This window comes from Enterobacter sp. BWH52 (assembly GCF_001037565.1).
In the GTDB taxonomy this organism is placed as follows: Bacteria; Pseudomonadota; Gammaproteobacteria; order Enterobacterales; family Enterobacteriaceae; genus Enterobacter; species Enterobacter hormaechei_C.
The window spans coordinates 3809704-3822696 of record NZ_KQ089854.1; the positions used below are offsets into that span (position 1 = coordinate 3809704).

Consider the following 12993-nt stretch of genomic DNA (forward strand, 5'->3'; position numbering starts at 1 on the left):
CTGTATCTTCGGCCGTTAGAAATGGTGCGAGCTCTGATAAGCGCGCTGAAAATTGGGCAGGTTTCCCTGCCCCTGAATGGCTTACTTCTTAGCGCGCTCTTCGAGCATTGCTACTGCTGGCAGAACTTTGCCTTCCACGAATTCGAGGAATGCGCCGCCACCAGTGGAGATGTAGGAGATCTTGTCAGCGATACCGAACAGGTCGATTGCTGCCAGGGTGTCACCACCGCCTGCGATAGAGAACGCTTCGCTGTCTGCGATTGCGTTAGCCACGATCTCAGTCCCTTTGCGGAAGTTCGGGAATTCGAACACGCCGACAGGACCGTTCCACAGGATAGTTTTTGCGTTTTTCAGGATTTCAGCCAGTTTCTGTGCAGAAACGTCGCCCAGGTCCAGAATCTGCTCTTCATCTTTGATGTCGCTAACAGATTTCAGGGTTGCGGTAGCAGTTTCGGAGAACTCGGTTGCCACGCGAACGTCAGTTGGAACCGGGATATCACAGGTACCCAGCAGACGTTTGGCTTCGTCAACCAGATCCGCTTCGTACAGGGATTTACCCACGTTGTGGCCTTGCGCAGCAACGAAGGTGTTCGCGATACCACCGCCAACGATCAGCTGGTCAGCGATTTTGGACAGAGAATCCAGTACGGTCAGTTTGGTAGAAACTTTAGAACCACCAACGATAGCGACCATTGGACGAGCAGGTTCTTTCAGTGCTTTACCCAGCGCTTCCAGTTCGTCAGCCAGCAGCGGACCTGCACAGGCGACGTCTGCGAATTTACCGATACCGTGGGTAGATGCCTGCGCACGGTGAGCCGTACCGAATGCATCCATCACGAATACGTCGCACAGCGCAGCGTATTTTTTGGACAGGGTTTCGTCGTCTTTCTTTTCGCCTTTGTTGAAGCGAACGTTTTCCAGAACAACCAGCTCACCTTCGGCAACTTCCACGCCGTCCAGGTAATCTTTCACCAGGCGAACCGGGCTGGACAGTTTGTCTTTCAGGTAATTAACAACCGGCAGCAGAGAGAACTCTTCGTTGTACTCGCCTTCAGTTGGACGGCCCAGGTGGGAGGTGACCATCACTTTAGCGCCCTGCTTCAGAGCCAGTTCAATGGTTGGCAGAGATGCACGGATACGCGCGTCGCTGGTCACTTTGCCATCTTTAACCGGTACGTTCAGATCGGCACGGATGAAAACGCGTTTACCTGCCAGATCCAGATCGGTCATCTTAATTACAGACATGGTGAATCCTCTCGTTGATTCTTAAAGTTTTGCAAGCGCAAGGTGCGCTCTACCTGAAACCTTTCGCGGCCATGGCTAACGTGGTGTCGAGCATTCGGTTAGCAAAGCCCCATTCGTTATCACACCAGACCAGCGTCTTGATGAGGTGCGCACCACTGACTCGCGTCTGCGTGCCATCCACGATGGCGCTATGCGGGTCGTGGTTAAAATCTACTGAGACCAACGGTAATTCCGTATAGTCAACTATACCATGAAATGCTCCCTGTGCCGCTTTTTGCAGCAACAGGTTGACTTCACAGGCTTTTACCGGTTTTTTCACCGTCACGCTAAGATCGATTGCGGTGACGTTTATCGTCGGAACGCGCACGGCAATCGCTTCAAAACGGTCGTTAAACTGCGGGAAAATACGGGTGATCCCGGCAGCCAGTTTCGTATCCACCGGAATGATTGACTGGCTCGCCGCGCGAGTGCGTCGTAAATCCGGATGGTAGGCGTCGATTACCTGCTGATCGTGCATGGCGGAGTGAATCGTGGTCACGGTGCCGGATTCAATGCCATAAGCATCGTCTAACAGTTTAATGACCGGAATAATGCAGTTGGTGGTGCAGGAGGCGTTGGAGACAATGCGGTGTTCAGCGTGCAGCTCGTGCTGGTTAACACCAAACACGACGGTGGCGTCGAGGTCGTTACTGCCGGGATGGGAGAACAGCACTTTTTTCGCGCCAGCATTCAGATGCGCTTCGCCATGTTCACGGTTACCGTACACGCCGGTACAGTCCAGCACCACATCCACACCCAGTTCGCGCCAGGGCAGCCCTTCAATACTGTTCTCATGCAGCACGCGGATGGCATCGTCACCGACGAACAGCTGTTCCCTTTCCTGGCGAACATCCCAGGCAAAGCGACCGTGGCTGGTGTCATATTTCAACAAATGTGCCATGCCCGCAGCATCCGCCAGTTCATTGATTGCCACCACGGTGATTTCCGCACGACGCCCGGATTCATATAAAGCACGAACCACGTTGCGCCCGATGCGACCGAAGCCATTAATCGCTACGCGTACGGTCATAGATCTCCTGCAAAGCTATCCCTGAGTTTGAGGTGGCTGAAAGAGTAATCCAGCGACGCCCGAAGGGGAATCCTTGCTGTCACAAACTGCGATTGATTGGTCAATTGTCGAACATTTAATCGACTGAAACGCTTCAGCAAGAATAAGCGAATCGGGGAATAAAAGGAATCTCTGTCCAGATTAAGAGCGATTTTATCTGATCTCCATCACATTTTTCCGGAATAATCCCTTTCCATCCCGCCACGTAAAAACGCGGCGGGTCGACCGGTGTTCCCACTGAAAGCTGCGGAGGATCAGACGAGTCGGTATTCGCCATTTGACGACATCATCAGTTCCACATTGGCAGGACAGCTGTGACGCAAAACACGCTCCACGTTTGGCCCGTCGGTGCGCGCATAAAACGCGTCGGCGTCGGCCTGAGAAAGTCCGCCGGCCAGCTTACGTCCCACCAGGCGCGTACGTAACGCTTCGGCGGGGGCGCGAATAAACAATGAAAAATCGCAGTATTCCATCAGCGTTCGCCATCGTTCGTCATCAAGCAGCAGCCAGTTACCCTCAACAATCACGACAGGGGCCGTTACCACGATTGCCTCTTCGACAGGATCGTGCGTTTGTCGGTCATACTGCGGCCAGGTACTGTCGCCCTCTTTTATCTGCCGCAGATGTTGCGCCAGCCTGTCGACATCAAAGGTTTCCGGGGCGCCTTTGTACGCGCGCAGGTTATGCGCTTCCAGCCAGACGTTGTAGTGATGAAATCCATCCATCGGCAACGTCTGGATCGGCGGCATCCCCTCCATCTGACGAGAGAGGAATTCCCAGAAGGCGGTCAGCGTGGATTTGCCCGTCCCGGGCGGCGCGCTGAGAAAAACAATCGTACGTCTGCTGGCGCTGGCGAAATGCCGTTTCGCCAGTTGCCGCAGCAAAGGCTTATGAACATTTTCAATTTCGTCGTCAGGATAATGTGCTTCTACATGTAGCCCGTTAACCGTTAGCCCAATTTTCACGGCGTAAGTTCCTTTAAAATTGTCGTTACCGCCAGGGTGAGCGCCGTCTTGATCATTGCGGTAAAGCGCACCTCAGACCATGCGGCAAAGTCAGCAAATTTCATCGACTCCAGCGCGCTGAATAACGTCGCGTTACGGGTGATGCAATTAACGTTGCTGATAAAATCCCAGGTGATGTCATCGGCGAAGCCAGGGAGGGTATCCTGCTCTTTCAGATACTGATAAAACTGTGAAAAATGCGTAATGTCGGCGTAGAGCCATTTTTCCATTTTCCCCAGCGCATAGATCAGGCGTAACGCCACGTCGATGTCATCAAGCGGCCCACTCCGGGCGAGTAACGGCTTCACTGCATATTCCACGATCTCTTCATCGTTATCGACAAACAGCGACGGCAGAAAACATTTAATGCCCTGGAGCAAAAAAGACTGTGCCGTCGTCATGAATGCGAGGAGGTTATTCTGAGCATCCAGTTGCTCAAGCACGTCGTCTTCTGTCAGCGTCGTCATTTGTATCTCGATAAATCACCGTGAATGCAGAGAGTCTATTATATTACACGTTCGATCTGCGCCGCCGATCAGTAAAGTTTGCGTGCGCACACCCTCCGCAACCTGTTGAATACCTTTAACCAGTTCGCCACCCGTCACGCCCGTCGCGCTGAACAGGATGTCATTGCCCTTTACCAGTTCGCTAAGGGTATAGATACGATTGACTTCCACCTTCATCTCCGCACAGCGACGGTGCTCCTGCACGGCGACCCGACGGTTCTCAGGACTCTCCCCTTTCGCTTCACAAAAATCGATCAGCTCCGCCTGCATTTCGCCACCCAGCGCTTTCACCGCGCAGGCAGAGATCACCCCTTCCGGCGCGCCGCCTGTGGTGTACATCAGATCATAGGGATTATCCTGTAAGCAGGTCAGAACGCTGGCGGCGACGTCGCCATCGGGCAGCGCGAACACTTTCACGCCCAGCTGCCTTGCCTCGGCAATTGCATTATGCAGGCGCGGTTTGTCCAGCGTTACCATCCGCAGATGCTCCAGCGGCTTACCCAGCGCCCGGGCAACGTTGTGAAGGTTTTCTGCCAGCGGGAGATCGAGGCTGATTGCCCCGGTTGCCGCTGCGTTAACCACCAGTTTTTTCATGTACATATCAGGGGCATGAAACAGGCTGCCCTCAGGCGCAAACGCCATCACTGCCAGCGCATTGCTTTGTCCCATCGCCACCATGCGGGTCCCCTCAATGGGATCGACGGCAATATCCACCGCCAGGCCGACGCCGCTTCCGACCTCCTCGCCAATCCACAGCATTGGCGCATGGTCGATCTCACCTTCACCGATGACGATACGCCCGCGAATCGCTATCGCGTTTAGCGCCTCGCGCATGGCGGTTACCGCCAGCCCGTCGATTCGGTTTTTATCGCCGCACCCGGTTTGCGGCCAGGCGGCCAGCGCCGCCTGTTCCGTGACGCGAAAGAGCGGCCATGCCAGAGACATCATGCGGCCGCCTCCCCAATATCCACCCCAAACTTCGCCAGCAGATAGCGCTCTGCTTTTTCATTCCAGATGCCGTGAGTCTCTTCCACAAGCCTTGCCAGCTCCCGGAAAAGCGGATCGGTTTTACCCTTTTCGGCAAAATCGGCAATGGCCGTTAACGGCATGGTGACACCGTTATAGATAAGCTTCTTGCCCCCAGGAATGTCCGGCAGATTGAGTACCGTATGCGGCACCGCATCCAGACCGCCGATGTGGGTCACCATAAACGACGGCTGGAGCTGGCCTGTCGCACTCAGCGCAATCGCCTCTTTCATGTCCTCCGTCGAGCCGCCGGAGGTGCCCACCACGTGGGTACTGTTGTAATGGACGTTGTAAAAATTAAACGGCACCTTGAAATTGCTGTCCGTTGGTCCGGCGAAGAAATTCAGGCACCCGTCCTCGGCGAGAAGATCGTCTGCCAGTTCAATGACCGCCGGAACCGCGGCATAGACAAACACGTCGTCAAAGCCTGCATTGTCAGTTAATGCGCGTAACGTAGCGGCAGGGTTCTCCAGTTCGGAGGTATTAACATAGATAAGCTCAATGCCCTTTTGTGCCGCCAGCTCAACCGGCAGGAGTTTTTCCGCCTGCGTAAGGCGTGCCTCATCGATATCCACCACCACAACGCGCGACGGCTGAATCCCGCCGTTAATCGCATAATCAATAGCGCCAATTCCCATCGGCCCGGCGCAGGCCAGAAGCGCAATATTACCTCCCGGTTTCACGCCCATCCGGTGCTCATAGACATATTGTGTCGTATGATAATTGGCGTTATACGCGCCGATAATGCAGCACATGGGTTCCGCCAGCGAAGCCGCCGCAAAATAGGAGCCGTGATAAGGTAAAACGCAGCCCAGATTAATTGCGACTTCTGGAATAATCATATACGTCGCATTGCCGCCAAAATATTCATAGCTGTAGCCAGCAGAATAACCGCTCGGCAATCCCATTGCCGGTTGTAAAACAAAGCGCTGACCTTTTTTAAATTTCCCGGTAAGGTTTTTTCCGACCTCAACAATCACCCCGGCACATTCATGTCCGGTTATGACCGGATGATTTTCCAGATCGTCCGGCACACGTTTATGTTCACTGCCTAATTTCGCCGCCTTCCAGGTTGATAAACAAACGCTGTCGGAAATTACGCTCACCAGCAGTTCATTGTCGCTTATTTCGGGCAGTTCGAATTCGCGGATACGAACATCCTGCTTGCCATAAATGGCAGCCACTTTCGTTTTCATAATGACTCCAGGAACCAGATAGATTAATTCGCCGTTAGATGCTTAAATAACTCGTCAAGCTTAGGATCGCCGAGATAGTTTTTTATCAACACTAACGGTTTGTCACTGACCCGTTTAGCGCGCCCCTCCAGGCTGGCATGGGTAACAATAATGTCCGCGTCGTCAGGCACATTTTCGATGGCATAATGTTTTACTTCGATGTTTTGTCCGGCTTTTTCCAGACGCTTCCGGAATGTCGTCGCGCCCATAGCGCTGGAGCCCATTCCGGCATCGCAGACAAAAGCGATATGCTTAACATCCTGGTAAGTAAACTTGCCTTCCTGCTTCATGGCTTTTACGGCGTTGGCAGAATCATTGAAAGTATCTTCCGTTTCAGCTTCGTTATTTTTATCCATCTTCAGGATAAAAGAGGCGACCGCAAAGGTGACCAGCGTGCCTGTCGTTACGCCAGCAATCGTGGCGAGGAATGCGCCTTTAGGCGTTAACGCGAGGTAGGCGAAAATCGAACCCGGACTTGGGCCAGCCACCAGACCACCGCCTAACAGGTTAAACACCCACGTCCCGCTCATGCCGCCAGCAATCATCGCAATCAGCGTCAGCGGTTTCATCAGTACGTAAGGGAAATAGAGCTCATGAATGCCGCCCAGGAAGTGAATGATCATCGCGCCGGGGGCTGACTTCTTCGCCATTCCTTTGCCGAAAAAAGCAAAAGCCAGCAGCAGACCTAAACCCGGCCCGGGGTTGGAGGCCACCATAAAGAAGATGGATTTACCCGTCTCGGAAGCCTGCTGCATCCCCAGCGGATAATAAACACCCTGATCGATAGCGTTATTTAAAAACAGGATTTTTGCCGGTTCGTTAATCAACGACAACAGCGGCAGGTAGCCCGCATGTACCAGTGATTCACTACATTCTTTAATAAAGTTATTGGCAATCGACACCGCAGGACCGATCACTTCAAATCCCAGCAGGCAGAGGAGCATACCCGCAATACCCAGCGAGAAGTTGTTGATGACCATCTCAAAACCAGCGGGAATGCGTTTATCCAGCAGCCGATCGATGTGCTTAATTACCAGACCGCCGAGTGGCCCCATGATCATTGAGCCGAGGAACATAGGAATATCCGCGCCGATAATCACGCCGATAGTGCCGATCCCCCCCATCACTGCCCCACGTTTGCCGCCAACCAGGTGTCCGCCGGTAGAGCCAATCATCACCGGCAATAAATAGGTGATCATCGGACCAACAATTTTGGCGAAATGCTCATTTGGCATCCAGCCGGTTGGAATAAATAATGCGGTAATAAATCCCCAGGCAATAAAAGCGCCAATATTCGGGATGACCATTGCAGTCAAAAAGCCCCCAAAAGCCTGGACCTTTGCACGAGCAGACTTGTGTTCCATAATAATATCCTGTAAAGGAGAGAATAATTATGCGTGAGCGATAATATCCGCCAACTGCTTTTCTGACTTAGCGGTTAACAACGCCGACAGCCTGTCTTCTTCACATAATAATTCGCTTAATGCCTGGATAGCGCCGATATGTGAATCCGCATCCGCCGCCGATAAACCAATGAGTAATTTTACGGGCTCATCGTCGTCGGCAAACTGCACTTCCTGTTTAAGAAGCGTTAATGACATACCTGTTTTTAAGGCACCGCACTCCGGACGGGCATGAGGCATTGCCACACCCGGAGCGAGAATGTAATAAGGGCCATTAGTAAGCGTCGAGGTTTTAATTGCTTCAATATAATCAGCGTTAATATAATGATTTTGCAGCAAAGACGACATGGAAAAATCAATGGCTTCCTGCCAGTCCTTTGCTGCGGATTTTATTGATATTGAGGATTCAGGGAAATAATCAATTAACCGCATATATCATCCTTATTTTATTTTTAGGGTACAACGTATCACTAAAAACAAAATACGCCTGCGGGAAAATGAAATCAAACGGAGACAAAATAGCGAGCGTGTCAGAGTACATTTTAATAAAACGAACAAAAACAGATCGTTAAAAACAAAAAATCAAAAAGCAAGTCTATATATGTGATATCCATTGCAAATTAAACATATTATGACTTTGCGTATTTGTGATGGGAATCACCAATTATATGTTGTTAACACCAAAAAAAATACCTCCAAAATAAAAACGGGCCGCCTGAGCGACCCGTTTTGCATCACTGGGAGAGTTACAGCAGTTCTTTCGCCTTAGCGACAACGTTCTCAACGGTGAAGCCGAACTCTTCAAACAGCTGTTCAGCTGGCGCAGACTCACCAAACGTGGTCATACCGACGATAGCGCCGTTCAGACCCACGTATTTGAACCAGTAGTCTGCGATACCCGCTTCCACTGCCACGCGAGCGGAGACCGCTTTAGGCAGTACGGATTCGCGGTACGCGGCATCCTGCTTGTCGAACGCATCGGTAGAAGGCATAGAAACCACACGCGCTTTCACGCCTTCGGCAGTCAGTTTTTCCCATGCGGCAACGGCCAGTTCAACTTCAGAACCGGTCGCGATGAAGATCAGCTCAGGCTGGCCTGCGCAATCTTTCAGCACGTAACCACCGCGCGCGATGTTCGCCAGCTGCTCTGGAGTACGCTCCTGCTGCGCCAGGTTCTGACGGGAGAGGATCAGCGCGGTTGGACCGTCCTGACGCTCAACGCCGTATTTCCACGCCACCGCAGATTCAACCTGGTCACATGGACGCCATGTGCTCATGTTCGGGGTCACGCGCAGGGAAGCCACCTGCTCTACTGGCTGGTGAGTTGGACCATCTTCGCCCAGACCGATGGAGTCGTGGGTGTAGACCATCACCTGACGCTGTTTCATCAGCGCAGCCATACGCACGGCGTTACGTGCATATTCCACAAACATCAGGAAGGTAGAAGTGTACGGCAGGAAACCACCGTGCAGAGCGATACCGTTGGCAATCGCAGTCATACCGAACTCACGTACACCGTAATGGATGTAGTTACCGGCAGTATCTTCGTTGATTGGCTTAGATCCGGACCACAGGGTCAGGTTTGATGGCGCCAGGTCAGCGGAGCCGCCGAGGAATTCTGGAAGCAGAGGGCCAAACGCTTCGATCGCATTCTGAGATGCTTTACGGCTGGCGATCTTGGCTGGGTTCGCCTGCAACTTCGCGATGAACTCGTTCGCTTTGGCGTCGAAGTCAGACGGCATGTCACCTTTCATACGACGGGTGAACTCAGCCGCTTCCTGTGGGAAGGCTTTCGCGTAAGCCGCGAACTTCTCGTTCCAGGCCGCTTCTTTCGCCTGACCCACTTCTTTCGCATCCCACTGAGCGTAGATTTCAGACGGGATTTCGAAGGCAGGGTGTTTCCAGCCCAGCGCTTCACGGGTCAGTGCAATTTCCGCGTCGCCCAGCGGTGCGCCGTGGGAGTCGTGAGTGCCCGCTTTGTTCGGAGAACCGAAGCCGATGATGGTTTTGCACATCAGCAGGGACGGTTTGTCGGTCACGGCGCGCGCTTCTTCTACGGCACGTTTAATCGAGTCAGCATCGTGGCCATCAACGCCGCGCACAACATGCCAGCCGTAGGCTTCGAAACGTGCGGCGGTGTCGTCAGTGAACCAGCCTTCAACGTGGCCGTCGATGGAAATGCCGTTGTCGTCGTAGAACGCAACCAGTTTACCCAGCTTCAGGGTGCCTGCCAGGGAGCACACTTCGTGAGAAATGCCTTCCATCATGCAGCCGTCGCCCAGGAAGGCGTAGGTGAAGTGGTCAACGATGTCGTGGCCAGGACGGTTAAACTGCGCCGCCAGGGTCTTCTCTGCAATCGCCATACCTACGGCGTTAGCGATGCCCTGACCCAGCGGACCGGTAGTGGTTTCAACGCCAGCGGTGTAGCCTACTTCCGGATGACCTGGAGTTTTGGAGTGCAGCTGACGGAAGTTTTTCAGCTCTTCGATTGGCAGATCGTAGCCAGTGAGGTGCAGCAGGCTGTAGATCAGCATAGAGCCGTGGCCGTTAGACAGCACGAAACGGTCGCGGTCTGCCCATGCCGGGTTCTGCGGGTTATGGTTCAGGAAATCACGCCACAGGACTTCGGCGATGTCAGCCATGCCCATAGGGGCGCCCGGGTGGCCGGATTTGGCTTTCTGTACTGCGTCCATGCTCAGCGCACGAATAGCATTAGCAAGCTCTTTACGTGAGGACATTTTAACTCCAGATCGGACTGTTAAAGGCCATGCCCTTGACGACAGCGCGTTTTGGGCTACGCCGGAAAAAAGTGCCAACAATGTAACCCAAGCCGCAGGGCATGTACATGGAGCATTCTTTTGCTGCTTAAGAAATCTCTGGATCATGCTCGCATGTTGCGCAATCTGCTCGCCCGCCCCTGTAGATATTCCTTATACTTAGCCCGACACCGGCTTCGTTGACGGTGCATTTTTCGGAATTAATTCAGATTAACGAGTACGGAAGCAACATCATGAAAATGCGTGCAATCGGGCTGGCTGTGGGAACAACGCTCCTGCTAAGCGGCTGTCAGAATATGGATTCTAACGGCCTGATGACCTCAGGCGCAGAAGCTTTTCAGGCCTACTCACTGAGCGATGCGCAGGTGAAAGCGCTGAGCGACGAGGCCTGTAAGGATATGGATGGAAAAGCTACGCTTGCCCCGGCAAACAGCACCTACACGCAGCGTCTGAACAAGATTGCTTCCGCGCTGGGCGACAACATTAACGGTCAGCCGGTGAACTACAAGGTGTATATGGCGAAAGACGTCAACGCCTTCGCGATGGCTAACGGCTGTATCCGCGTATACAGCGGCCTGATGGACATGATGACCGACAACGAAGTGGAAGCGGTCATCGGCCATGAAATGGGTCACGTTGCTCTGGGTCACGTGAAGAAAGGGATGCAGGTTGCGCTGGGCACCAATGCCGTGCGTGCAGCGGCGGCCTCTGCGGGCGGCATTGTCGGCAGCCTGTCCCAGTCGCAGCTGGGCGACGTGGGTGAGAAACTGGTTAACTCCCAGTTCTCCCAGCGTCAGGAGTCGGAAGCGGATGACTATTCTTACGATCTGTTGCGCAAGCGCGGCATCAACCCATCAGGTTTAGCCACCAGCTTCGAAAAACTGGCGAAACTGGAGGAAGGCCGTCAAAGCTCCATGTTTGACGATCACCCGGCCTCCGTTGAACGCGCGCAGCATATCCGTGACCGCATGGCGGCAGACGGTATTATATAATACTCCGGCCCGGTGCGCGCCGCGCTACCGGGCAACAAGACTCAATCAGTACAGCGTTTTCTGTGGCGGCCCGGCAAACTTAAGGGCGCCAATCTGCCCCATCCGCACCTCTACCACCGACGGCCCCGGCATCGCTAACGCTTCCATCATCACCGCGTCAAAATCCTCGGCCTGCTCAACGCTCCAGGCCTGTAGACCAATCGCCTGCGCCAGCAGGGTAAAATCCGGCGTATGCAGCGCGTTATAATACTGACGCCCGCCAAAATATTTATCCTGAATACCACGCATTACGCCGTAGCCCCCGTCGTTCATGATCAGCAGCGTCACGTTGGCTTTCTCCTGCGCCAGCGTCGCCAGTTCGCCTAAATTGAGGCTCAGGCCGCCGTCGCCCACCAGCCCCACCACCTTGCGCTGTGGGTTGGCAATCGCGGTGCCGATAGCCATCGGCAGGCCCATGCCAATCGCCCCGGCGAGGGAGTGAATATTCATCAGCGGACCGTTAGCCCTGAACAGGCGGCTACCCCACAGGCTGCCGGACACGGTGATATCGCGCACCAGCAGGCCGTCTTTCGGCAGGGCTTTCTCAATGGCGTCGTTAAGCTTCGCATAGGCGCCGCACTGCTCGCGCAGCCCCTGCTCAGCTTGCCCGACAGCCTGCTGTACCTGCGTATCCCACTGGGCGTTGCCCCACTCGCGGCCCTGCACTTTTTCAGCCAGCGCGCCAAGCAGCGCGGAACAATCGGCTATCAACGTGCTATCCATCAGATAGTTACGGCTTGCTGCCGCCGGGTCGATATCGAGCTGCACCCGCGGGGAAGGCAGCTCAAGCGTCCAGGATCGGGTTTCGTTGCTGCGCAGGCGAGAACCGGCCACCAACGTAAAATCACACTGCGCAATCAGCGCCTCAACCGACGGCGAATTATGGAACGCGCGAAGGCTGGCGCGGTGGTTGTCCGGCAGCACGCCGCGCGCGTGGGTGCTGGAAATCACGGTGATGCCCGCATCCGCCAGTTTTTTCACTGCCTCAGCGCTACCCAGCGCCCCGCCGCCCAGCCACAGCAGCGGCTGTTTCGCCTGTTTGAGCTGCGCCCACAGCGCGTCAACCATTCCGGTATCCACGGCCGGAGCCGATACCGGTTTGATCGGAGCGGTTACCAGCGACAGCGGAATTTTGGCGCTCTGAATATCAATCGGGATTTCCACCGAGACCGGTCCGCACGGCGGGGTCTGCGCGTCCTGGATGGCTTTATGCAGAATCGCTATCGCCTGATTCGCATTGCTGATGCGGTACGCCCGTTTTGAGCTGGCCTTCAGGAAGGTCAGCTGGTCACGGGTTTCATGGATAAACCCGGTGTCGGCGTCCAGCCAGGCTTTCTCAACCTGCCCGGTTAAATGCAGCAGCGGCGTGCAGGCATTCATGGCTTCCACCAGCGCGCCTACCGCGTTCCCGGCCCCCGCGCCGGTGCTTGTCAGCGCCACGCCGAGGCCGGAAAAGCGCCCGTGAGCATCGGCCATGGTGACGGAACCGGCTTCACCGCGCGCGGGCACAAAGCGGATATTGCCCCGCTGCCCAACCGCATCCGCGATCGGCAGGTTGTGAATGGAGATGACGCCGTAGATGGCCTCAACCTGATACTGCTCCAGCGTTCTGGCGATGGCGTCGCCGACGGTTATCATTTCGCTCATTGCTCACCCTT

General features: G+C 54.5%; 11 protein-coding genes. 1 reads left to right on the forward strand and 10 read right to left on the reverse strand.

Translation table 11 applies throughout. The features are described 5' to 3' along the window. Window positions 1-81: 81 nt before the first annotated feature. The 9 genes from pgk to tkt all read right to left on the reverse strand — a co-directional run bounded on the left by pgk (window position 82) and on the right by tkt (window position 10265). A complete protein-coding gene (gene pgk, locus SK47_RS17950) occupies window positions 82-1245 on the reverse strand; it encodes a phosphoglycerate kinase (protein WP_045350802.1) in 1164 nt (387 codons plus the stop codon). A 49-nt stretch (window positions 1246-1294) separates the two neighbouring features. Beyond that, a complete protein-coding gene (gene epd / locus SK47_RS17955; protein ID WP_003860076.1) occupies window positions 1295-2314 on the reverse strand; it encodes an erythrose-4-phosphate dehydrogenase in 1020 nt (339 codons plus the stop codon). 293 nt (window positions 2315-2607) lie between these two features. Beyond that, complete coding sequence (locus SK47_RS17960; RefSeq protein ID WP_048244880.1) at window positions 2608-3318, reverse strand: nucleoside/nucleotide kinase family protein; 711 nt, start codon at window positions 3316-3318, stop codon at window positions 2608-2610. Continuing rightward, complete coding sequence (locus SK47_RS17965; RefSeq protein WP_045337282.1) at window positions 3315-3824, reverse strand: MltR family transcriptional regulator; 510 nt, start codon at window positions 3822-3824, stop codon at window positions 3315-3317. The genes SK47_RS17960 and SK47_RS17965 overlap by 4 nt, the downstream gene beginning before the upstream one ends. Before the next feature lie 15 nt (window positions 3825-3839). Then, window positions 3840-4811, reverse strand: a complete 972-nt coding sequence (gene glpX / locus SK47_RS17970; RefSeq protein WP_047654183.1) for a class II fructose-bisphosphatase — start codon at window positions 4809-4811, stop codon at window positions 3840-3842. Continuing rightward, window positions 4808-6085, reverse strand: coding sequence for a zinc-binding dehydrogenase (locus tag SK47_RS17975; RefSeq protein WP_047654184.1), 1278 nt, complete (start codon window positions 6083-6085; stop codon window positions 4808-4810). Before SK47_RS17975 ends, glpX begins: the two co-directional genes overlap by 4 nt. A gap of 23 nt (window positions 6086-6108) precedes the next feature. Continuing rightward, complete coding sequence (locus tag SK47_RS17980) at window positions 6109-7488, reverse strand: PTS mannitol transporter subunit IICB (protein ID WP_048244882.1); 1380 nt, start codon at window positions 7486-7488, stop codon at window positions 6109-6111. A 27-nt stretch (window positions 7489-7515) separates the two neighbouring features. Further along, on the reverse strand, window positions 7516-7959 hold the full coding sequence (gene cmtB, locus SK47_RS17985) for a PTS mannitol transporter subunit IIA (RefSeq protein ID WP_045337278.1): 444 nt from the start codon (window positions 7957-7959) through the stop codon (window positions 7516-7518). A 314-nt stretch (window positions 7960-8273) separates the two neighbouring features. Continuing rightward, window positions 8274-10265, reverse strand: a complete 1992-nt coding sequence (gene tkt / locus SK47_RS17990) for a transketolase (protein WP_003860074.1) — start codon at window positions 10263-10265, stop codon at window positions 8274-8276. A 272-nt stretch (window positions 10266-10537) separates the two neighbouring features. Here tkt and SK47_RS17995 point away from each other — a divergent pair, with 272 nt between their 5' ends. Next, window positions 10538-11296, forward strand: coding sequence for a metalloprotease LoiP (locus SK47_RS17995; protein WP_048244885.1), 759 nt, complete (start codon window positions 10538-10540; stop codon window positions 11294-11296). Window positions 11297-11341: 45 nt separating this feature from the next. Here the strand turns inward: SK47_RS17995 and SK47_RS18000 are convergent, their stop codons facing one another. Beyond that, window positions 11342-12982, reverse strand: coding sequence for a thiamine pyrophosphate-binding protein (locus SK47_RS18000; protein ID WP_022651819.1), 1641 nt, complete (start codon window positions 12980-12982; stop codon window positions 11342-11344). Window positions 12983-12993: the final 11 nt, after the last annotated feature.